Origin of the sequence: Nodosilinea sp. E11 (assembly GCF_032813545.1) — a bacterium.
GTDB lineage: Bacteria > Cyanobacteriota > Cyanobacteriia > Phormidesmidales > Phormidesmidaceae > Nodosilinea.
The window spans coordinates 540,912-564,230 of sequence record NZ_CP136520.1; the positions used below are offsets into that span (position 1 = coordinate 540,912).

The following is a 23,319-nucleotide window of genomic DNA, read 5'->3' on the forward strand; positions in this document are numbered from 1 at the left end:
TTATGAATCGGGGTTTCCCAACTTGGATGTCCTATTAGACAAAACCTATCCCCTAGCTGAACTGGGTCAATAGCTTGAGCAAGTTTCGGGTGCGTGGGGTCAGCAGGGTGCGGCGGTAGGCATCGGCGGCTTTTTTGATCGCCTCCGCCTGGGTGGGGTAGGGGTGAATGACACCGCTAATGGCGCTCAGCCCTTGCCCTGTCACGATCGCCAGGGTAATCTCGCTGATCATTTCTCCGGCGTGGCCCGCGACGATGGTGGCCCCCAAGATCTTGTCAGAGCCTTTTTTGTGCAGAATTTTCAAGAACCCCTCACTCTCACCGTCGGCCAGGGCGCGGTCTACCGAGTCGAAGGGAATCGTGATGGTGTCGGTGTCGAGGCCCTGCTGCTTGGCCTCGTGGGCGTACAGCCCCACGTGGGCAATTTCGGGGTCGGTATAGGTGACCCAGGGCATCACCAGACTGCTGAGCTTGCTGCGACCGAGGCCAAAGGGGGCAAACAGGGCATTTTTAATCACAATCCGGGCGGCGGCATCGGCGGCGTGGGTAAATTTCCAGTCCATGCAGATGTCACCAGCGGCAAAGATGCGAGGGTTGGTGGTTTGCAGATGGTCATTAACCACCACCCCTCGGCGGCGATCGTACTCCACACCGACGGCCTCCAGGTTGAGACCATCTACATTGGGCACTCGCCCGGCCCCCACCAACACCTGATCGACGGTCACGGTCTTAGACGACTCTGCCCCAGGCTGACGGTAGTGCAGCACCTTGCCTGTGGCGGTGGCCTCGACTCGCTCTAGCTGGGCCTCTAGCACCAGATCCAGCCCCTCCCGAATCAGTTGGTTTTGAACGATGTCGGCGGCATCGGCATCTTCGCGGTTGAGCAGGTGATCGTGGTTGTGCAGCAGCGTCACGTCGCTGCCCAGCCGGTGAAAGGCCTGGGCGAGTTCGCAGCCGATGGGGCCGCCGCCAATTACCGCCAGGCGATCGGGGCGATCGGTGAGCGAAAACACGGTTTCATTGGTCAAAAAGCCAGCCTCAGCCAGCCCTGGCACCTCAGGCCGGTGGGCGCGGGCTCCGGTGGCAATCACGGCCTTTTTGAAACGCAGCCGCTGGTCACCTACGGTCACCGTGTCACCATCAGCAAATTGGGCCGCGCCCAAAAATACGTCAATGCCCAGGTCACTAAAGCGCTTTACCGAGTCGTGGTGGCTAATGTCGGCGCGAATCTGGCGCATGCGATCCATGACGGCGGCAAAGTCTACCTCGATCTGATCTGGCGGCTGAATGCCAAAGGCCGCCGCCTGTTTCATCTCCGCCACCACCCGCGACGAACGAATGATGCACTTCGACGGCACACAGCCCACGTTGAGGCAGTCGCCCCCCATCAAGCTTTTCTCAACGAGAGCCACCTTGAGCCCCAGGCCCAGGCCCGCCGCCCCTGCGGCCACCACCAACCCTGCCGTACCCGCCCCAATCACGACTAGGTCGTAGCGCTGGGCCGGGGTGGGGTTTACCCAGTCGGGGGGGTGAGCGTGGGCTTGCAGGGTTTGGTTGTAGCGGTTGAGGGGCTCTAGCGCCGGTTCAAGATTGAAGGAATGGGAGGTCATATTAGAGGAAGTAACAGTAGAGAAGTAACAGTAGAAATAACGGTTTGCGGGCTAACCCCAGAGCCACTCTCAGGGTAATCAATTTTGAGGGGTGTCTAGGCGGAGTTCAGACGGTCTGGGGCCATACTCTTTGAAGAAATGCCCAAAACTAGAGGGAAGACCCTAACAGAGCGAGCTAGGTGAACTAACCCTACCGGGTCTAGCTGAGCGCAGGCTGAGGGAGACCTGAGCATAGACCCACAGACAGAGAAACGATCGCCCAAGCAGGTTGCTGAGGCGATCGCTAAAGACATCGTTGGTATCGGTGTTGGTATCGGTCGAAGGGTATCGCTCGAAGCCGTTGAAGCTAGACCGTAGTTTGGGGGCTAGGGACTGGGCTTTGGCTTGGTTCGTATACCACCTGGGGGATAGGAACGGGGTAATGTAAGCCGTTCTGAGGCACCTTTGGCGGCTCGTACATGCGCCCTGGCTGACGGCTTTGAGCAAACGCTCTATTGTCTACTGACTTAGGAGACCCGTAGAAGCTCTGTTTACGAGACTCGTAGGTGGTTTGATAGAGGGTTTGTCGTACTCCATTGCCGTTGGTTTTGGCTAAGCTGGGCGGCTCTATGCCTTGGGAAGGACGGTAGAGGTAGTCAGCAAAGTCCTGCTCCATGGTGAGCAGCGGCGGTAGATCGATCTGGGGTGCTTCGTAGCAAACCGCCAGCAGCGGCTTGGGTTCTGAATGCACCGGGTTTTGGTAGACCAGGGCAGGGTTTTCGCTGACAGCGACCCTATTTTGCCGCCAGTTGGCCCAGGTTTTACTGAGGTCAAAGCCCATGGCCCGCTGATAGTGCCAAAGCCCTCCCTGCAAGAAGAAAAAGGCTAGATAAAAGTGAGCATTGGCCAACCAGGTACGGGAAGAATAGCCCGATTCAACCGCACCACTGGGGTCATAGTAGGAGGGCAAAAACGCCGACTTGAGCTCTAGGGGTGGCCCATAAAACTCGGTGGGGTAGGCCAGGGTATTAAAGCCGCAGTAGTAGGAGGCCGCAAACCCGGCCAGGGCAATGCCAAACAGTGAGTAGGCTAAAATGCCGTCGCCCGAGAAGAGAAACCGCTGCTGTACCCACTTAAAGGGCGGCACCAGAATGTGCCAAGCCCCCCCTAGAATCAGCAGCACCGCCACATAAATGTGGCCGCCCACCAGGTCTTCTAGGTTGTTGACATCAAACAGATGGGTGCGATAGCTCCAGATGGTGCCGAAGTCGAGGGTGGGGTCTGTGACCAGGCGCACTTCGCCAATATTGGCGTCGTACAGCCCACCCAAGGCCATGGCCCTGACCACCAGCAGCAGCGCACCCAGGCCCAAAATTATCAGGTGATGCCCCAGAATCAAGCCCAATTGTTTGGCATCATCCCACTCAAAGTGAAACTTGGCGGCTCTACCGCCGGCCGTCGCCAGGCTCTGACCCAGGCGAGCCCAGTGGAAGTAAGCTCCACCGGCCAGCACCCCAGCCGCGACAATGTGCACTACCCCAATGGCAAACAGGGGAAAGGTATCGGCGATCGCCCCGCCCGAAGCCATCCCCCAGCCCTGGGTAGCCAGATGGGGCAGCAAAATTAGCCCTTGGGCATACATCGGGGCATCGGGGGAGTAAACCGCCAATTCAAACAGGGTAAACACCCCCGCCCAAAGCATGATCAACGCAGCCTGAGCCACGTGGGCCACAATGAAGGTATTAGATAGGTCAATAAATCGGGCGTTACCCGCCCACCAGGGATATTGCTCCTGGGTTTTGTGAACAGCGTTGATAGCCATAATTTAAACGTTATGGAAGTGGTCAACAAGGTAAAAACAATCGATGCAAGCCTTAGGCGCAAGGTCTGAGCGTGAAGCAAACCCTTGCACCTACCGCTTGCACCTTCTCCCTTACACCTAGCCCAGCCCCGAAATAATATGGTCTAGGTACACATCCATTTCTTGACCAGCATCAGCACCCACTCGTTGGGTCACCACTTCTTTCATAGCTTGAATAGCTTGAATGGTAGGCTCAATGGGCACCCCCAGAGAGTCATAGGTTTCCTTGAGGCCATTCAGCACTCGCTCATCCAAAATAGAGGCATCTGCCGCCAGCATGGCATAGGTGGCGTAGCGCAGAAAATAGGTCAAATCGCGCAGACAAGCCGCATAGCGCCGGGTAGGATACATGTTGCCTCCAGGGCAAGTGATGTCTCCGTAAAGCAGGCTTTTGGCTACCGTTTCACTGATAATGCTGGCAGCACTTTCGCCAATTTGGCTAGCCGCTTTTACCCGTAGCGTACCGCTTTGAAAATATTTTTTTAGGGCCTCTAGCTCAGCCGCCTCTAGATAGCTACCTTTCTCATCGGCGGGGTTAATCGCAGCAGTAATGGTATCTTGCATGGTTCGTCCTATCTACAGCAAATAAATCAAGTTGGTCAAAGTTTTTACTCAAATTCAAGCGCCTAAAACGCCCGAATGAGCTGATCAAAGTAGGGAGCAGCCAAAGCGCCTTCCTCAGAGCTCAATAGGCCCATTGCCACCTCTTTGAGGCAGCGCATCGCTAGCTTCAGGTTGGCAAGCGGCACCCCCAGGGAGACATACATATCTCGCATGCCGTCTAGGCCAATGTCTTCTAAGGGCTTAGAGTTGCCCGCCAAGACACAGTAGCTGACCAGGCGAATATACCAGCCCTGATCGCGCTGACAGAGGGCGGTTTTTTGAGGATTTCCGCTATTGCTCGGGGTATTGGGGCACTGCGCCCAGAATCGCTTGCTGCCCTCATCGACGATTTTCTGCTCGCTAGCGGCCAGCTTCTGTGAAGCGCTGATGCGGGTCGTACCATTACCAAAAAAATCTTGTAGCTTTGTCAGTTCAGCACTGCTGAGAAAACGGTTAGCTTCGTCCGACTGAGCGATTACCTTAGCCACAATACTCATGCCTAAAAATCCTCCTAGGTAAAAAGAAAAGCCTAATTAAATAGGCAGCCAAAGACAACTTTCCTAATCGAGATTACGCTTACGATGCAAGCCAAATTCACTCAACGAGCCGGCGATCGCCAAACCAAATTGAGCCAAACTACACAGCACGCTCTCTAATTAGCCAAAAGACACCGACACCTGAGCCCCTCAGGATGAAAAAATTCATCAATTTAGTCATTGCCGGGAGAAAAACCAGCACCTAAAAGAGCCAAATATCGAGCGATTCCCTTCATCTGGTTTATTCGTTAAAAACAAATAAAACCGAAAGTCATCTATCACCTAAAGATAAAAGCTAGCCGCCACCATTCAGCAATCTTCTTCAAAAATCATACACATAAGTACAAGTATATTTACCTATGCAAAAATAATTTTGCTATTTTCTATGATCAACCTAAAAAATATAATGGATAGCTGTTCGCAGGTTAATAAACTACTCCAGATTATGTGGTATGCCAGCCTGGGCTAAGTTTGATACCCCCAGTGGGTGATTCGCAGTAGTACCGCTCAACCATCTGCGCGGAATTTTCCTAGGCTGAAATTAGTCGCTCGGTAGATCTGGTGATCGTCGCTAGGGCTGTAGTTATTTGCCAACCTGTACCAAAGCCCTAGGCCACCGCTGGCGCGTCGTTGGCGGCCTCAACCAAGCGGCGGCTCAGATTGGCTTGCAGGTAAACCCTTTGGCCCAGCTCAATAGCCAGCGATTTGTCGAGCCGTGGAAAGCCGAAACCGGCCAGACCGTGCGCTTTGACTAGAGATGACAGTTCAAGCAGCCAGACCCGCCCAGCGATCGCTGGTCTAGAGACCGATGCGATCGCCCCAGCCCTGGCCGCCAACACGTTGCCAACCGAATCGTGCCTGTCTTAGGGTTTTGGGCGCGGCCCCTCACGGGGGCTTATTTGTTAACAAGTAATTAAATTATGAGAAAGCTGCCCCTCAAACGAGGGAGATGGCCTCAGAAAAAGCTGCATATCTAAGGTTTTATCTCAAAGGTTTGGTGTCCAAAATTATTCTACTAAGATTAAAAAAGAGCGGCGAAGCGACTCTGACCCTAACAGTGGCATTAGAGAAAACTAGCTAGAAGCTAAGCACAAAAACAACCTATAGGTTGTTAAACAAAGGTCGCTTGGCTCGTGCTCTAACTGGCCCCAGGCAATTGTTTAAAGGTTTTTTAAAGGTTTGCAAATTTAGATTTTCACTCACTTCAATCTTAAATACGAACCATAGATACACCGTTATTCTGCTCAAGTCAGTTTTGCTGGGTTAGCTGACAGATTGCTGACTTATTCTTAGCCTCGCTGCCAACGAGCCATCCATGATTCGAACTCATCACCACGAGGAATGACAATGATTGCCGAAAATGTGCCCCTCCTAAACAAGCTTGATAACGACAGTAAAGCCATCCCCCACAGCTCCAAGGCCCAAAACAGCTTTGCAGGCGGGATCTGGCAGACCACCATCGACGTGCGCGACTTTATTCAGCGCCACTACACCCCCTACACCGGGGACGGTACTTTTCTGGCAGCCGTTACCCCCCGCACCGAGAGCCTCTGGGCCAAGGTCAAAGACCTGATGGCGATCGAGCGCGAAAAGGGCGTGCTCGATGCCGATACCGCCGTGGCCTCAGGCATTACCAGCCACGCCCCCGGCTACATCGATCGCGATCTAGAACAGATCGTCGGCCTGCAAACCGATCAGCCGCTGAAGCGCGCCATCATGCCCTTCGGCGGCATTCGCGTGGTAGAGGCGGGGCTGAACGCCTATGGGTACGAGCTAGACCCAGGCACCAAAGAAACCTTTACCCGCTACCGCAAGACCCACAACGACGGCGTATTCGACGCCTACACCGCCGAAATGCGCCGCTGCCGCAAGTCGGGCATTATTACGGGCTTGCCCGATGCCTACGGACGGGGGCGGATCATCGGCGACTACCGACGGGTGGCACTGTACGGATGCGATCGCCTGATCGCCGACAAGCAGGCCCAAAAGACCAGCCTCGAACTCGACACCCTCGACGAGGCCACCATTCGCCTACGCGAAGAACTCTCCGACCAGATCAAAGCCCTGCAAGAGCTAAAAGATCTGGGCACCGCCTACGGCCTCGACCTGGCCCGCCCCGCCGTCACCGCTCAAGAAGCAGTGCAGTGGCTCTACATGGGCTACCTGGGGGCAGTCAAAGAGCAGAACGGCGCGGCCATGTCCCTGGGGCGGGTGTCCACCTTCCTCGACATCTACTTCGAGCGGGATCTCCAGGCTGGGCGACTCACCGAAGTCGAAGCCCAGGAAATCATCGACCACTTTGTCATGAAGCTGCGCCTGGTGCGGTTTTTGCGTACCCCCGACTACAACCAATTGTTCAGCGGCGACCCCACCTGGGTGACCGAGTGCATTGGCGGCATGGGCGTCGATGGTCGGCCCCTGGTGACTAAGACCAGCTTCCGCATTCTGCACACCCTGATCAACCTCGGCCCCGCCCCCGAGCCCAACCTGACGGTGCTCTGGTCGGAGCGGCTGCCCGAAGCCTTTAAGCACTACTGCGCCGAGGTGTCGATCCAAACCAGCTCGATTCAGTACGAGAACGACGACCTGATGCGGCCCTACTGGGGCGACGACTACGGCATCGCCTGCTGCGTCTCCGCCATGCGGATCGGCAAGCAGATGCAGTTCTTTGGGGCGCGGGTGAATATGGCCAAGTGCCTGCTCTACGCCATCAACGGCGGCAAAGACGAGCACTCCGGCGGCCAGATCGCCCCGGCCTACGCCCCGATTACCGGCGATGTGCTCGACTACGCCGAGGTGTGGCCCCGCTTTGTGCAAATGATGGCCTGGCTGGCAAAAACCTACGCCAACACCATGAACGTGATCCACTACATGCACGACAAGTACTGCTACGAGCGGCTGGAGATGGCCCTCCACGATCGCGACGTGCTGCGTACCATGGCCTACGGCATGGCGGGCCTGTCGGTGGTGGCCGATAGCCTGTCGGCGATCCAGCACGCCCGTGTGCGGGTGGTGCGCGATGAGCGGGGCCTGGCGGTGGACTACATCGTCGATGGCGACTTTCCCAAGTACGGCAACAACGATGACCGGGTAGATGCGATCGCCGTCCAACTCGTCCAAACCTTCATGGCCGAACTGCGCAAGCACCAGACCTACCGCAACGCCGTGCCCACCCAGTCGATCCTCACGATCACCTCCAACGTGGTCTACGGCAAGAAGACCGGGAATACCCCCGACGGTCGCCGGGACGGTGAGCCCTTTGCCCCAGGGGCCAACCCCATGCACGGCAGGGATACGAATGGGGCGATCGCCTCGTTGGCCTCGGTAGCCAAGCTGCCCTACGCCGACGCTCAGGATGGGATTTCCAACACCTTCTCCATTGTGCCGGGGGCGCTGGGGAGAACCGAGGGCGATCGCATCAGCAACCTAGCCGCCCTGCTCGATGGTTACGTGCGCGACGGTGGCTTCCACCTCAATGTCAACGTGTTTAACCGCGAGACCTTGCTCGATGCCATGGATCACCCCGAGCTATACCCGCAGCTCACCATCCGGGTCTCGGGCTACGCGGTGAACTTCATCAAACTCACCCGAGAACAGCAGCTCGATGTGATCAACCGCACCTTCCACGAACGCTGCTAACCCCCAAGCCCCTCTCCGCCACCCCACCATCCTGTCCCCTCTTGGGAGGGGTGCCCGGAGGGCGGGGTGGGCCTGTGAGAATTTCAGATTGGCGATCTTCGTTTTTGGATGAGTGAGTGAGTCTCGTAGCCCGTAGGGTGGGCACTGCCCACCATCCCCTCTAGCTTCCACCCTCAACTCTCCAATGGCCCAATCTCATTTCCCCTACCCATTGCTACAACTCACGCTCTTCTTAATTGATCAAAGCGAGGGTGATTGGTTTTAGCCATGATCAAAGGTGGGCATTGCCCACCCTACCCTTCACCCTTCACCCATCCACCCATCTACCCATCCACCCATCCACCCCACCTCTTCACCCTTCACCCTTCACCCTTCACCCTTCACCCCATGTCCCCCCCCCTCCCCACCCGCACCCAAACGGGCCGCATCCACTCCATCGAAACCTGCGGCACCGTCGATGGCCCCGGCATTCGCTTTGTGGTGTTTACCCAGGGCTGCCCCCTGCGCTGCCTCTACTGCCACAACCCCGACTGCCAGGAGATCCACGGCGGCACGGTGATGACGGTGGATGAGATCATGACCCAAATCGAACACACCAAAAACTACCTGCGTAACGGCGGTGTCACCGTCAGCGGCGGCGAACCGCTAATGCAACCCGAGTTTGTTGCCGAAATCTTTCGCCGCTGCCACGAACTGGGGTTGCACACGGCCTTAGACACCTCCGGTTATGTACAGCTTGAATCGGCAAAACCCGTATTAGAAAATACCGATTTAGTTTTATTAGATATCAAATCTTACAATTCTGACCTATTTCACAAAGTCACCAGCGTTTCTATCGAACCTACGCTAAATTTTGCGCGTTATTTAGCAGACATTAACCAGCCCACCTGGATACGGTTTGTGTTGGTTCCTGGCCTCACTGATCCTGAAGAAAATGTGGTGGGTTTGGCCGAATTTGTGGGCACCCTAGATAATGTTGAAAGGGTCGAAGTTTTGCCCTTTCACAAGCTGGGAGAATACAAATGGCAACAATTGGGTTTGCCCTATATCTTGGGCGATATTCAACCCCCTACCCCCGCACTGGTTGAGCATGTTATTCATATATTTCGTGCCCAGGGCTTAACGGCTGTTTAAGATTTGATTTCCCTCCCCCAGGAGATTGCATGAATATAGTCACAACACCCTTAACCACTTGCCACTGATGACGATGGAGGTTGTGCGATATGCGATCGCGGATGATTTTTGAGATAAACGACTTCCTTTTACAAAAAAATCTCAGCGGTGCATTGCGGCTCAAGCAACGGTTTGGGGTGACTAGCTCAGGATTGAGCAGCCGCGAATGCACCCTACGGCAAGCCAATTTTTCATTCTTCTACCTGCCTCGTACAAGCTTTACCCTATATCTTTTTCCCATCTCCAGCCCATCTCAGGAGGACACTATGTCCGTAACCAATCTGACTGAACTCGAAGCCCTGATTCAACAGGTCAAAGCCGCCCAGGCGCAGTACGCCACCTTTACCCAAGAACAGGTCGATCACATCTTTCGTGCCGCTGCGCTGGCCGCCAATGCCCAGCGCATTCCCCTGGCCAAAATGGCCGTGGCCGAAACGGGCATGGGCGTGGTCGAAGACAAGGTAATTAAAAATCACTTCGCTTCAGAATATATCTACAACAAGTACAAGCACGAAAAGACCTGCGGCACCCTCGAAAAAGATGAGGGTTTTGGGATTGAAAAAATTGCCGAACCCGTGGGCATTTTGGCGGGGGTTGTGCCCACCACCAACCCCACTTCGACCGCTTTATTCAAAGCGCTGATCGCCCTTAAAACCCGCAATGCGATCATCTTTTCCCCCCACCCCAGGGCCAAGCAGTGCAGCATTGCCGCCGCCAAGGTTGTGCGCGATGCGGCTGAGGCTGCCGGTGCCCCCGCCGGGCTGATCGGCTGGATTGACGAACCCACCGTGGATCTCTCCCAAGCGCTGATGCAGCACCCCGATATCAAGCTAATTCTCGCCACGGGTGGCCCCGGCATGGTGAAGGCGGCCTACTCCTCGGGCAACCCCTCCTTGGGGGTGGGGGCGGGCAACACCCCAGCGGTGATCGATGCTAGCGCCGACTTGCCCATGGCGGTCAGCTCCATTTTGATCAGCAAGACCTTCGACAACGGCATGATCTGCGCCTCAGAGCAGTCGGTCGTCGTGGTTGATGCCATCTACGCGCAGGCCAAGGCCGAATTTTTGGCCCGAGGGGCCTACGTCATGGATGCCGAAGAAGCCGAGGCGGTGCGGCGGATCATTCTTAAGGATGGGCGGCTGAATGCGGGCATTGTCGGCCAGTCGGTGGAGGCGATCGCCGCCCTGGCGGGGTTCACCGTGCCCGAGGGGGCCAAGGTGCTGATGGGTGAGGTGAGCGAGGTGGGTGCGGGCGAACCCTTTTCCTACGAAAAGCTGTGCCCGATTTTGGGCTTTTACCGCGCCAAGGACTTCCATGCTGCGGTAGAGACGGCGGCGGCGCTGGTGCAGTTTGGCGGCAAGGGCCACACCTCGGTGCTCTACACCAACCCTGCCAACCTCGACGACATTGCCTACTTTGAGAACGCCATCCAGACCTCACGGGTGTTGATCAATACGCCCTCGTCCCAGGGGGCGATCGGTGACCTGTACAACTTTAAGCTCGACCCCTCGCTGACCCTGGGCTGCGGCACCTGGGGCGGCAACTCGGTGTCTGAGAATGTCGGCCCCCACCATCTGCTCAACATCAAGACCGTCACCCAGCGGCGAGAGAATATGCTGTGGTTCCGGGTGCCGCCGAAGATCTACTTCAAGTCGGGCTGTCTGCCCGTGGCTCTGCGGGAGCTGGCAGGGAAAAAACGGGCCTTTTTGATTACCGACAAACCGCTGTTTGACCTGGGTATGCTGCACCAAATCACCCAGGTGCTCGACGAAGTGGGCGTAGAGTGGGATGTGTTTCACGATGTGGAGCCCGACCCCACCCTAACTAATGTGAACCAGGGCCTGGAGCGGCTGCGGCGGTTTGAGCCCGATGTGCTGATTGCCATCGGCGGCGGCTCTCCCATGGATGCCGCCAAGGTGATGTGGCTGATGTACGAACAGCCCCAGATCGAGTTTGAGGGGCTGGCGATGCGGTTTATGGATATCCGCAAGCGGGTCTACGAGCTGCCCGCCCTGGGCCAGAAGGCGCAGCTGATCTGCATTCCCACCACCTCGGGAACGGGCTCGGAGGTCACCCCCTTTGCGGTGGTTACCGACGATCGCGTCGGCATTAAGTACCCCCTGGCGGACTACGCCCTGACGCCCAATGTGGCCATTGTTGACCCAGCCCTGACCCTGCACATGCCCCGCAGCCTCACCGCCTTTGGCGGCATCGACGCCCTCACCCACGCCCTGGAGTCCTACGTGTCGATTATGGCCAGCGACTTTACCGACGGGCTGGCGCTGCAAGCGATCAAGCTGCTGATGGAGTACCTGCCTCGGGCCTACAAAAACGGCGCGGCAGACCCCGAAGCGCGGGAAAAAGTCCACTACGCCGCCACGATCGCTGGGATGGCCTTTGCCAACGCCTTCCTGGGCGTGTGCCACTCCCTAGCCCACAAGCTGGGGTCCACGTTCCACGTGCCCCACGGCCTAGCCAACGCCCTGATGATCAGTCACGTGATCCGCTACAACGCCACCGATGCGCCCTTTAAGCAGGCGATCTTCCCGCAGTATCGGTTCCCCAATGCCAAGCATCGCTACGCGGAAATTGCCGACCACCTGGGTCTGGGGGGCATTACCGACGATGAGAAGGTGACGCGGCTGGTGGATGCGATCGAGGATCTAAAGCAGCAGGTGGAGATTCCCCTCACCATTCGCGAAACCCTGAATGCGTCGGAGCAGGATTTCTACGATCACCTGGAGCTGATGTCTGAGCAGGCTTTTGACGACCAGTGCACCGGGGCCAACCCCCGCTACCCGCTGATCCGCGACATGAAGGAGCTGTACACCCTGGCCTACGGCGGCTGCCGGGTCGATGCCACCCTGTACCACCAACCCGACCTGGCCCCTGAGCTGACGACGGTGTAGCCCCTCTCCCCAGGGAGAGGGGAGCTGTAGGGTGGGCATTGCCCACCAAGGTCTAAGGCCTACACGCCAAGACCACGCTCACCAAGGTTGAGGGCCACACCCCAAGATAAAAGTGGGCATTGCCCACCCTACGTAGCTTGGCAAGGGGGGCAAGCTACGTAGGTAGGGTGGGCATTGCCCACCAAGGTCTAAGGACTCTACCTCCAAGACCACGCTGATCGAGGTTAAGGGCTACACCCTAGGGTTAAAGGTGGGCAATGCCCACCCTACGTAGCTACACCCTAAGGTAAAGGTGGGCATTGCTACGCAGTCAAAGCCTACGAGCCAAGACCACGCTGACCAAGGTTGAGGGCCATACTCCAAGGTAAAGGTGGGCATTGCCCACCCTACGTAGCCATCGATCTAAAATTGCCAATCGAAGATTAGTAGACCGTGTCTGCCCCATGAGGACTTAACCATGCTGACCTGCCCCGATCCGGTGATGGATCTTTGGAAGACTGGGATTCATCCCCTCGATCCGATCTTTGCCCCCCGGTCTGTAGCGGTGGTCGGCGCGACTGAGCGCCCTGGCAGCGTGGGTCGTACAGTGCTGTGGAACTTAATCAGCCATCCCTTTGGCGGCACGGTCTACCCGATCAACCCCAAACGGCACAATGTGTTGGGTATTCAGGCATACGATCGCATCGCCTCTCTCCCCGAAGTGCCCGATCTGGCAATTATTGCTATCCCTGCCCCTGGGGTGCCTGCGGTAGTGCAGGAATGTGTCAATAGGGGAGTGAAGGGGGCAATTATTCTCTCGGCAGGGTTTAAGGAAATTGGCCCAGCGGGAATTGAGCTAGAGCGACAGATTCAGGCGATCGCCCAGGGACGCCTGCGGCTGATTGGCCCCAACTGCTTGGGCATTCAAAATCCGCTCACCGGGCTAAATGCCACCTTCGCCAGTCAAATGGCCGGGCGGGGCAATGTGGGCTTTATTAGCCAGAGTGGGGCCTTGTGCACCTCCATTCTCGACTGGAGCCTGCGGGAGAATGTGGGCTTTAGCGCCTTTATCTCCCTGGGCTCGATGCTCGATGTGGGCTGGGGCGATCTGATCGACTACCTGGGCGACGACCCCCACACCCACAGCATTGTGATCTACATGGAGTCGATTGGCGATGCGCGGGCGTTTCTGTCGGCGGCGCGGGAGGTGGCCCTGAGCAAGCCGATCATTGTGATCAAGGCGGGGCGCACCCAGGCGGCGGCCCAGGCGGCGGCCTCCCACACCGGGTCTTTGACCGGCAGTGACGCCGTGCTGGATGCGGCCTTTCGCCGCTGCGGCGTGCTGCGGGTTGATCGCATCGAAGAACTGTTTGATGCCGCCGAGGTGCTGGCCAAGCAGCCTCGCCCGCGTGGGCCGCGCCTGAGCATGATCACCAATGCCGGTGGCCCCGGCGTGCTGGCTACCGATGCCCTCATTCAGGCCGGGGGTACCTTGGCAGATCTGTCGGCTTCCAGTCTAGAGAGCCTAAACCAGACCCTACCCAGCCACTGGAGCCACAGCAACCCCATCGATATTCTGGGCGATGCCGAGCCCGATCGCTTTGCCCAGGCGCTCAAGGCCACCCTCGCCGATCCAGAAAGTGACGGCTGCCTGGTGGTGCTGACCCCCCAGTCGATGACTGACCCCACCCAGACCGCCCAAGCGGTGGTCGATACCTGGCAAACCAGCGGCTCGACCCGGCCTCTGCTGGCTAGTTGGATGGGCGGGCGGGAAGTCGACGATGGCGAGGCCATCTTAAACCAGGCGGGTGTTCCCACCTATCGCTACCCTGACCAGGCGGCGCGGCTGTTTGGGCTGCTGTGGCGGCACAGCTATGCCCTGAAGGGTCTCTACGAAACGCCGGCCCTCACCCACAACCACGGCATCGATCGCGCCACTGTCGCCACCCTTCTGCATAAGGCTAAAGCGGCTGGGCAGACAATGCTTGCCGAGGCCGACTCGAAGGCGCTGCTGGCGGCCTACGGCATACCGGTAGTGCCCACCCAGATTGCGACGACGGGGACGGCGGCGATCGCCGCTGCCGACAGCCTGGGTTACCCCGTGGTGCTCAAACTCTACAGCCACACCCTCACCCACAAAACCGATGTCGGCGGCGTGCAGCTCAACCTCGACAGCAGCCATGCCGTGGCCCGCGCCTTCGATCGCATTGCCACTAGCGTCACCGAAAAGGCCGGTGCCGAGCATTTCCAGGGGGTCACCGTGCAGCCGATGATCCGCGTCGATGGCTACGAGCTGATTTTGGGCAGCAGCCAAGACCCGCAGTTTGGCCCGGTGCTGCTGTTTGGCAGCGGTGGCCAGCTCGTGGAGGTGTTTCAAGACAGCGCGATCGCCCTGCCCCCCCTCAACAGCACCCTGGCCCGTCGCCTGATGGAGCAAACCCTGATCTACAAAGCTCTCCAGGGGGTGCGAGGCCGAGCGGCGGTCGATCTAGATGCCCTAGAGCAAATTTTGGTGCGCTTTAGCCAGCTAGTGGCCGAGCAGCCCGACATTGAGGCGATCGACATTAACCCACTACTGGCCTCACCCAATGGTCTGCTGGCGCTGGATGCGCGGGTGATTTTGCGATCGCCCAACTCACCTTCTATTCCCCTCGCCATTCGCCCCTACCCCACCCAATACATCTGGCCCTGGCGCGACGGCATCACCATTCGCCCCATTCGCCCCGAAGATGAACCGCTCATCATCGACTTTCACCACGGTGTATCTGACCACAGCGCCTACCTGCGCTACTTCCACGCGATGAAATACAGCACCCGAGTGGCCCACGATCGCCTTACCCGCATCTGCTTTAACGACTACGATCGCGAAATTGCCCTGGTGGCCGAAGTGGTCAACCCCGAGCCCAAAATTCTAGCGGTGGCCCGTCTCACCCAAAAGCACGGCCTGCCCGAGGCCGAGTTTGCCATGCTCGTCGCCGACCCCCACCAGCGTCAGGGCATTGGCACCGCACTGCTCAGCCGCTTAGTCGATGTCGCCCGCGCTGAGCAACTGCACCGCATCACAGGCGAGATTTTGGCCGAGAATGACGGCATGCAGCACCTCTGTAGGCGCATTGGGTTTCAGCTTAAGCCCACGGCAGAACCCGGCATCATATCGGCCACCCTCGAACTCCCAGTAGAGAGATAAGGTCATTCCCGTTTTCACGGGATCTAGGCGAAGCAACCTACTCCCGACTTGATTCTCACCTCTGTGGGAATGATACCGACTCCTGAATGAATCCCCCCGATTTGTAGGGGTGTAGCATGCTACGCCCCTACGGGGTTCCTGATGATGAGCCGGGGTTTCCCAACTCGGATTGGGTATGACAGTCTTCAGCGCCTGTTCTCGTGAATAGTTCGAGCTAACGCAATAGACGTTTGCAATATGTCAGCAGAAAGATGCTTTTCTGCTGACCTTCCGGTAAAAAATAAGCTATAGCTTTGGCCTGGCTAGGAGCCTGCGGCAGACCTAGCCTCTTTGCTGTGGCATTCAGGGGTTAAGTTCGGGTGTCATACCAAATCCGAGGTCCAAACCCCCCGGATCAAAACCGGTATCCCGCAGGGGCAAACGGTTGTTTGCCCTTCACCAACTGGGGGCAAACTCTCCCGTACCTGAATGCGCCAACCTCTCAAAAAACCCCTAAACAAACCTATGAACTCCTCCGGATTGTCTCGACAGCAGCCCAAAAAGTGGATCGAGCGGTTGGCTCGCTTTGGCTATGCAGCAAAAGGGATTGTCTACATGCTAGTGGGTATTTTAGCCTTCCAAGCCGCTATTAATTGGGGCGGTAGAGCCACCAGCACCGAGGGCGCTTTTCTCACTATTGCCACCCAACCGTTTGGCAAAATTTTGCTCTTATTAATTGTGGCGGGGTTAGCCAGTTATGTGATTTGGCAACTGGTACAGGCGGCTTTCGACCCAGAGCATGACGATAGCGGATTTAGCACCATTAGCCGTCGCATAGCCTACGCTACCGGCGGTTTTGTCTATGGCAGCCTAGCCCTATTTGCCCTCCGAGTCGTGTTCAATCAGCCGACTAACGGCAGCGACTCTAGTGGGCAGCAAGCGGCTACTCTGCTATCGCAACCCTTTGGTCAGTGGCTGGTGGGGGCCATGGGAGCGTCCTTCGTGGCCTACGGTTTTTTCTATTTTTACAGGGCCTATTCTACTGATTTTCGGCGTCACCTCAAGTTGTTTGAAATGAGCGCCAAAGAAGAAATGTGGTCGACTCGGATTGGCCGCTTTGGGCTGACCGCTAAAGGTGTGGTGTCGGTGATTATTGGGTACTTCTTTATTCAGGCTGCCCTGGCTGCTGACCCTAGCCAGGCCAAAAATACTGAAGGAGCGCTGCAAACCATCCAGCAGCAGCCCTATGGGGGGTGGTTGATGGGGTTAGTCGCCCTAGGCTTAGTCGCCTACGGCATCCATATGGGATTCCAGGCTCGCTACCGGCGCATATCGCCCTAAATTCTCTAGTTCTAGTTCAAGAGCTGGCCCACTGAAGCCGGGGGAACGATGGTTCCCCCGGCTTCAGCCTTATTGGGTAGGTGAGAACAGTCTGGGTAGCCCCGTGCGATCGCGATGGTTACTAGGGCCTAGACCACGGCTAAAATTACACCACTCCCCTAGGATGGGCTAGCCCCGCCTCTGAATCAGGCGCTGCCTTGAACCAGATAACCCCACAAGCCCAGAATAGGCGATAGTTTGGTCATAATTGCACTACCAAGTCTTATTTAATGCTTTGAATAATTCATTCGGAGTGGTTTATTCTTTGATTTTTATAAGCAATTTATATCAACTCAGAAAATAATTTTATGGGTGAAATCATTGGTAAAAACAAGATGTATCTCGGTTTACAGTCTCTAGCTGAGCTTGGTGGAATAAATGGGCTTCAGATGAGTTGATGCAGGAAAAATATGCGCTACTTACTAGGTTGGTCTCGGAAAAAGTTTGCGTCAGGCCTATTAATAACCTCTGTCATTTTCATGGGGGCTTGTTCGTCAGGAGAGGTGAGTTCCAACGGTGAGTCTACAGCTTCGGGAAGTAATTCTGGCAAGGTGATTCGCATTGCGATCGGCACCCAAGATCAGGTAATCAATACAGCCGTTGGTGGAGCAACAGTGCGCGAGTTAGAACTGTTGGAAAAGCATTTGCCTACCGATGGCAAGTATGAAGGGGTGAAGTATGACATTCAGTGGTCGAGCTATACCTCTGGCCCGCCCATCACCAATAAAATGCTGGCCAATCAGCTCGATATTGGCCTGATGGGTGATTTTCCAGCCGTGATCAATCTGATCAAATTTCAGCAAGAAGCCAAGGATGCCAACTCAGTTTTTATTGGCACTCTAGCCTATAGCCCAACGGGTGCGGGCAATGCCGTTGTTGTGCCCAAAGATAGCACAGCTACCTCCCTAGCCGACCTAAAAGGTGGCACCATCTCGGTGCCTTTTGGCTCTGCCGCCCACGGCATGGTGCTCAATGCTCTCACCGCCGCTGGCCTCGATCCAGAAACCGATGTAGAGCTGATTAGCCAGGCTCCCGAGGTGGGGGGAGCGAGCTTGCGCACCGGGCAAATTGATGCCCATGCCGATTTTGTCCCCTTTGGTGAACTGTTCCCTTTTCGCGGCTTTGCTAAGAAAATTTTTGATGGTGCTCAAACCGGTGTGCCGACACTCCACGGCATTACGGTACGCTCTGATTTCGCGGAAGAACATCCAGAAATTGTTGTGGCCTATTTGAAGGCGGTGCTAGAAGCTAATCAAATGTTTAGGGAAGATCCCGAGGGAATTTCTACTCAAATCGAAGGGTGGTCTGGGGTCGATAAAGAAGTGGTGTATATGTTTTTAGGCCCCTCTGGCCTACAGCCCCTCGACCCCACCATTGGAGATGTGCAAATTAGCGCGTTGAAAAACAGCATTGCCACTCTAACCAGCCTAGGCCGCCTTGAAAACCCCGTTGACCCTGAAGAGGTGACTAACTGGATTGATGAGAGCTACTTGCTCCAGGCGATGGAGGAAATGGGTTTAGCTTACGATGAGGTGATCGCCACCGCCGAGGCCTACCAAATTACCGGTGAAGATGCCCTCACCGGAGAAGCTATTACTGACCCTAAACGGGCTGCTCAGTTTTGGGCTCAAGGAGAAGAGACGGTCAGAAGCTTTGCCTCTATTGCCAATATGGTCAAAGCCCTAGTTGAACTTCAGGCCGAGGGGCAGGCGGCTAACGTGATGTTTGTCCACGACTACAACAACGGCTGGAAACTGTTTGCTGAAAATTCCTACTTTGTCAGCAATGGCGATGAGGTCGCCGCCTTTCTCGTCGAGGCGGATGCTCAAGCCTATGCCGCCTCGACCGGGGGGCAAATGACGGCCTTTAGAGGCCTACAGGATCTCTATGCAGCGCGCCAGCCAATGCTGGTTGGGGCTCAGCGCTAGGGGCTTTGGCCCACCTTCGCCACGGCAGGATAACGGCCTTAGGCGACTTCTGGAAAACTTTCTTCCTGATGGTGGGCAGTGCCCCCCCTAGGGTGGCTTCTGAAATAACTACAGCAGGGCGAGTCATAGCACGCGCTGACAGACCGCTGCACCTAGGGGCACGCAGTGCAGGTCATAGGGAACAGAATCGTGAGATCGGCTTGCCCTACTGTGGCTTTCAGCTAATACGCATTGATGTGATTGAGAGGCAAACCATGGCGGTTTCGGTTTCACGGGTAGGGTATCCACGCTGGCTAGGGCAAATGGGTGAGGGTTTAAACGCCATCTTTTTGTCTAACCGTTCGGCCCGGCGGCTGCTGTCTCTGGTGCTATTTTTTGGCATTTGGCAGTTGCTTTGTGTGATCAATTTCAAGTTTTTTGTTGACTTTCAGTTTGTGCCATCACCGTTAGAAGTTTTGAAAGCCACGTTAGCCTTCTTTACTTCTAGCCCCTGGGTACATTTTCGCTCTAGCATCATGCGGGTGTTAGTTGGCTTTGCCTTGGCTTCGACCTCAGGTGTGCTGCTGGGGGTGTTGATTGGTTGGTTTGCGGCGATCGAAGATTTGCTGCTGCCGCCCCTAGAATTGTTGCGCCCGATTCCGGCGGTGGCTTGGATTCCGCTAGCGATTTTGATGTTTCCCAATGCCGAGAGTGGCATGGTATTTCTGACGTTTGTAGGGGCCTTTTTTCCCATTTTGATTAGCACGATCAATGGGGTTGAGAGCACCCTCAGCGATACAGTGCTGATGCGAGTGGGGCAGTGTTTAGGCGCTAAACCCTGGCACATGTTTAAAGATATTGTGGTGCCGGGGTCGCTGCCCAGCATTGCCAGCGGGCTGACCATCGGCATGGGCAATGCCTGGTTTTGTCTGGTAACGGCGGAAATTTTAGCGGGTCGCTACGGCATTGGCTATATCACCTGGGAGTCCTACGTCACCTCTAACTATCCGCCGATTGTAATGGGGATGCTGCTGATGGGGATGCTGGGGGCGTTTAGCTCCTGGGCCGTGAGCCAAGGCATGGGGGCGCTGATGCCCTGGCGGGTGGTGAAGAAGCAGGGCACCGTCTAAAGAAGACTCAGGGTTTTAGGGGTTAGGTTTGACAGCCTGTAGGGTGGGCAATGCCCACCATCTTTCCTCCGCTGCTGAAGAGGAGATTGCCCACCACGTTATGCAGCCATAACCCTCAAATTGCGATTGGCAAAGACTTTTTTGATGCTACTCAAAAGGACGACTAAGACGTAATGATGACGCAGTTAGAGCAACGACAGACCACCAAAGGGGCCGTTCAGGTGGAGGGGCTATCGGTCACTTTTCGCAGCCGTGGCCAAGAGATTCATGTGCTGAATCAAATTCAGATGGGCATTAAGCCAGGGGAGTTTATCTGTTTACTGGGGCCTTCGGGGTGCGGCAAATCGACGCTGCTAAATGTAATTGCCGGGTTTATTAAACCCACAGCGGGCTATGTGATGGTAGATCAGGCTCCGATTACTCGACCTGGAGCCGATCGCGGTTTTGTGTTTCAGCAATATTCGCTATTGCCCTGGAAGACGGCGTTTCAAAATATTGAGCTAGGACTAAAAATTCGGGGGATGGCGAAGGGCGATCGCACTGAACTGGTCCACGACTACCTCAATCGGGTGGGGCTCTACAAGCACCGCAACAGCTATCCTCACCAGATGTCAGGGGGTATGCAGCAGCGGGCCAGCATTGTGCGGGCGCTGGTCAACTCGCCCTCGGTGCTGCTGATGGATGAGCCCTTTGCGGCCCTCGATGCTCAAACCCGCCACATGATGCAGGAGCTGCTGCTGGATATCTGGGAAGACCTGAAAACCACGGTAATTTTTGTCACCCACGACATTGAGGAGGCGATCTTTTTGGGCGATCGCATCTGCATTATGGGCGTGCAGCCAGGGCACATCAAAGCCGAGCTGCCGATTGGGCTGCGTCGCCCTCGCCACTTTGACGACACGCTCTCGGCAGAGTTTGTCAATCTGCACCGTCAGGTATTTGAGTGCATCCGCGAAGAAACCCTGAAAAGCATGGAAGGCTGCCTGTAGGGGCAAACGGCGTTTGCCCTGCCCAATGGGGGTGAAGCTATCGACCCTGGGATGGTGCATCGCTGCGCGGATGCACCCTACGATTTTTGTTCTTATGCAGGATTAAAATCAAAGCGACGCGATCGCGCGCTCCAAAAACTCCGGCTGCATCCAGCGATCGAGGTTGATCTGCCCCAAGTGTTCTTGCCCGGCAATCTGCCCCAGCTGCTGGATGTGGGCCTGGAGCCAGTCGGTACGCAGTTGGGTTTCCGGCAGGTAGACCACATCGGCCTGATCGCTGGCGCTAGAGCGCAGGGTTTTGGTGACAATGGCGGCATCCATATTCACCCAGCGGCTGACCAGAGTGGTAGCCATGGGCTGGGTGGCGTACCAGTATTGAGCGGCCAGCAGCGATCGCAGGTAGGCCACGGCAATTTCGGGATACTGTTCGGCCAGGGCAGCGCGAATCACCACACCGTGAAACGTGGGCAGACCGTCTAAACTTTCGTGCAGCAGGCGACGAAACTGGCCCTTGTGTTTGGCGATTTCATGGAACGGGGCGAAGTAAGCGTAGCCATCGACAGGGACGGCATGGCGGCTGGAGCGCTGGGGGCTGGCGCTGTCGATAGAAGTGAGGGTGACGGCATTGAGAATCTGGCGGTGGTGGAGCGATCGCATCACCATACCGTGGGCCGCCGAGCCAAAAGGTACCGCAATCACCCGCCCCGCTAAATCATCGATGCAGTCGAGGGTCGAGTGCTGCGGCACAATAATGTCGTTGCCGGTGCCATCTAAGTTGCTGGCCACAAAGCTAATTAAGCGGGTGCCCGCCGCCGGGGCGGTGCTGTCACCGGGTGCCGCACTGAGCAACAGCGGGTAATCGCCCAGCACGCCAATGTCAATCTGCTGCGCTTCTAGCCCAGCCACAATCGGTGCCCCAGAGCTGTAGTCAGACCAGTGAAGCCGATACTGCACCCCGCTGTAGCGGCCCTCGCGGGGCAGAAAATGCTCTAGCAGCCCCAGCCGCTGAATAATTAGCCCGGCGGTTACGGTTTGGATAGTGCGGTTTTGGGTGCCGATGGTGAGAGTGATCGTCTCGGTGCCGCTGGCAGACCCAGAGCGCACCAAAAAGTTGGGAGCCTGGAACCGGGGTGCTTTTTGGCCCGTCGCTGGCGTTGTAGCCGGTGGCTGCGCCAACGGGTTTGGGGTAGATAATCGCTGGGAAAGTTTTCCCTCGGTGACGCCGGGCTGGCTCTGTACCAGGGTCATAAACTGACGAATCGGCTCTAGCCCAAGGCCACCTCGGCTGGCTGGCTGCCCGGTCAACCCTAAGGCTCGCCCAAGGCGCTTAGCCATCAGCAAAAACAGGGGCGTACCCAGGGCAAATTCTTCTAGGGGAATGCGACGCATTAGCCCAGCCTCACACTCCACTTGAAATTCAAAGTCTGAGGCAAACCCCAGGTAGTGGCCCTGGAGCAAGTAAGTGCGCATTAAGCTCGACGCATCCACGATTTCGACATGGGCAAAATCGGTCAGATTTAACCCCAGTTCTTGCATGCGCTTTTGCAGCATAATCCGACCCGGAAGGCCCTCAGGAGGCAATACCCAGGACTGATCGGTGAGTTCTTTTAGGCTTAGCCAGGGTCGTTGAGCAAGCTGATGGCTGCTAGACACTATTAGTGAATAGTTGACGGAGCCAATAGCCAATCCTAAAATCTCATCGAAAGCCGCAAAACTTAGATCTGAAATACCCAGATCGATCTCCCCAGCCTTGATAGCACGAAACAGGGATTCGATCGCATCAAACTGCAAGCATTTAGTTTGCACATCGGGGTATATCCGACGATATTCGTACAGCACTGATGGCAGCCAGCTACTTAAAGCATCAGGCATGCAGCCAATTTTTAAAGTACTAAACTTACCCTGCTTAATTTCTTCAATCTCAGCCACCAGTCGGCTTTCTAGATCGACCAAATTAGGGCCTTCTTCTAGTAGGTATGCTCCTGCCTGGGTTAGCTCTATCCGTCGCCCTAGGCGTTTGAATAAAGGGGTTTCGAGCGCAGATTCTAGACACTTAATTTTGGCGCTCACCGCTGGCTGGGTCAAGTTTAATGTATCAGCTGCCTCGGTGAAGCTCAGACATCGAGCGACCTCTAGAAATACTTTGAGCTGGTAAATCTCCATATCAATTTATTTAACCCAAGTGGTTTTCAGGAACAGCTTCAATACTGCGATCGCTCTTATCTAATTATATTACTTTTTGCCTTAAAAGACAGGAATTATAAACCGTAGATCAGGCCACAAAAATCCTATAAAGCATCTAAATATATCAGACGATTCAATCTCATTTAGTTTTTTTATGAGTATATAGAAGGCTGTGATGAGTAAACCGTAGCTGTTGCTACAAACGGCATTGATTGACCTTGGGAGTCTCCCTTAAGCTGGGGTGCAAAGGCCCAGAAGCCAAGGGGTAGCTATCC

The 23,319-nt window shown here is 56.1% G+C and carries 14 protein-coding genes; 9 read left to right on the plus strand and 5 right to left on the minus strand.

Translation table 11 applies throughout. From position 1 onward, the window contains the following. Window positions 1-52 precede the first annotated feature (52 nt). From RRF56_RS04945 to apcD, 4 genes are all read right to left on the minus strand, one after another. The gene (locus RRF56_RS04945; protein ID WP_317036519.1) at window positions 53-1,609 is read right to left on the minus strand and encodes a mercuric reductase; all 1,557 of its coding nucleotides are present in this window, start codon (window positions 1,607-1,609) and stop codon (window positions 53-55) included. A gap of 346 nt (window positions 1,610-1,955) precedes the next feature. Next, window positions 1,956-3,410: a chlorophyll a/b binding light-harvesting protein gene (locus tag RRF56_RS04950; protein WP_317036520.1), complete on the minus strand. Its 1,455-nt coding sequence runs from the start codon at window positions 3,408-3,410 to the stop codon at window positions 1,956-1,958. A 117-nt stretch (window positions 3,411-3,527) separates the two neighbouring features. Further along, the gene (locus RRF56_RS04955; protein ID WP_317036521.1) at window positions 3,528-4,013 is read right to left on the minus strand and encodes an allophycocyanin subunit beta; all 486 of its coding nucleotides are present in this window, start codon (window positions 4,011-4,013) and stop codon (window positions 3,528-3,530) included. A gap of 62 nt (window positions 4,014-4,075) precedes the next feature. Beyond that, on the minus strand, window positions 4,076-4,549 hold the full coding sequence (gene apcD / locus RRF56_RS04960) for an allophycocyanin subunit alpha-B (RefSeq protein WP_317036522.1): 474 nt from the start codon (window positions 4,547-4,549) through the stop codon (window positions 4,076-4,078). 626 nt (window positions 4,550-5,175) lie between these two features. Between apcD and RRF56_RS04965 the strand changes: the two genes are divergently transcribed. The 9 genes from RRF56_RS04965 (at window position 5,176) to RRF56_RS05005 (ending at window position 20,860) form a co-directional block, all read left to right on the plus strand. Beyond that, complete coding sequence (locus RRF56_RS04965) at window positions 5,176-5,343, plus strand: hypothetical protein (RefSeq protein WP_317036523.1); 168 nt, start codon at window positions 5,176-5,178, stop codon at window positions 5,341-5,343. Window positions 5,344-5,929: 586 nt separating this feature from the next. Further along, complete coding sequence (gene pflB / locus RRF56_RS04970) at window positions 5,930-8,227, plus strand: formate C-acetyltransferase (protein WP_410510536.1); 2,298 nt, start codon at window positions 5,930-5,932, stop codon at window positions 8,225-8,227. 387 nt (window positions 8,228-8,614) lie between these two features. Then, complete coding sequence (gene pflA, locus RRF56_RS04975; protein ID WP_317036525.1) at window positions 8,615-9,361, plus strand: pyruvate formate-lyase-activating protein; 747 nt, start codon at window positions 8,615-8,617, stop codon at window positions 9,359-9,361. Window positions 9,362-9,666: 305 nt separating this feature from the next. Then, window positions 9,667-12,309, plus strand: a complete 2,643-nt coding sequence (adhE, locus tag RRF56_RS04980) for a bifunctional acetaldehyde-CoA/alcohol dehydrogenase (protein ID WP_317036526.1) — start codon at window positions 9,667-9,669, stop codon at window positions 12,307-12,309. 457 nt (window positions 12,310-12,766) lie between these two features. After that, window positions 12,767-15,475, plus strand: a complete 2,709-nt coding sequence (locus RRF56_RS04985; RefSeq protein WP_317036527.1) for a bifunctional acetate--CoA ligase family protein/GNAT family N-acetyltransferase — start codon at window positions 12,767-12,769, stop codon at window positions 15,473-15,475. A gap of 504 nt (window positions 15,476-15,979) precedes the next feature. Further along, window positions 15,980-16,795 carry a DUF1206 domain-containing protein gene (locus RRF56_RS04990; protein ID WP_317036528.1) on the plus strand — a complete coding sequence of 272 codons (816 nt, stop codon included), beginning with the start codon at window positions 15,980-15,982 and terminating at the stop codon, window positions 16,793-16,795. Between the two features lie 518 nt (window positions 16,796-17,313). Beyond that, the gene (locus RRF56_RS04995; RefSeq protein WP_317036529.1) at window positions 17,314-18,762 is read left to right on the plus strand and encodes an ABC transporter substrate-binding protein; all 1,449 of its coding nucleotides are present in this window, start codon (window positions 17,314-17,316) and stop codon (window positions 18,760-18,762) included. Between the two features lie 302 nt (window positions 18,763-19,064). Further along, window positions 19,065-19,871 carry an ABC transporter permease gene (locus RRF56_RS05000; RefSeq protein WP_410510570.1) on the plus strand — a complete coding sequence of 269 codons (807 nt, stop codon included), beginning with the start codon at window positions 19,065-19,067 and terminating at the stop codon, window positions 19,869-19,871. 173 nt (window positions 19,872-20,044) lie between these two features. Beyond that, on the plus strand, window positions 20,045-20,860 hold the full coding sequence (locus tag RRF56_RS05005; RefSeq protein WP_317036531.1) for an ABC transporter ATP-binding protein: 816 nt from the start codon (window positions 20,045-20,047) through the stop codon (window positions 20,858-20,860). Window positions 20,861-20,968: 108 nt separating this feature from the next. Here RRF56_RS05005 and RRF56_RS05010 read toward each other — a convergent pair whose 3' ends face one another. Next, window positions 20,969-23,023, minus strand: a complete 2,055-nt coding sequence (locus RRF56_RS05010) for a LysR family transcriptional regulator (RefSeq protein ID WP_317036532.1) — start codon at window positions 23,021-23,023, stop codon at window positions 20,969-20,971. Between the last annotated feature and the right edge of the window lie 296 nt (window positions 23,024-23,319).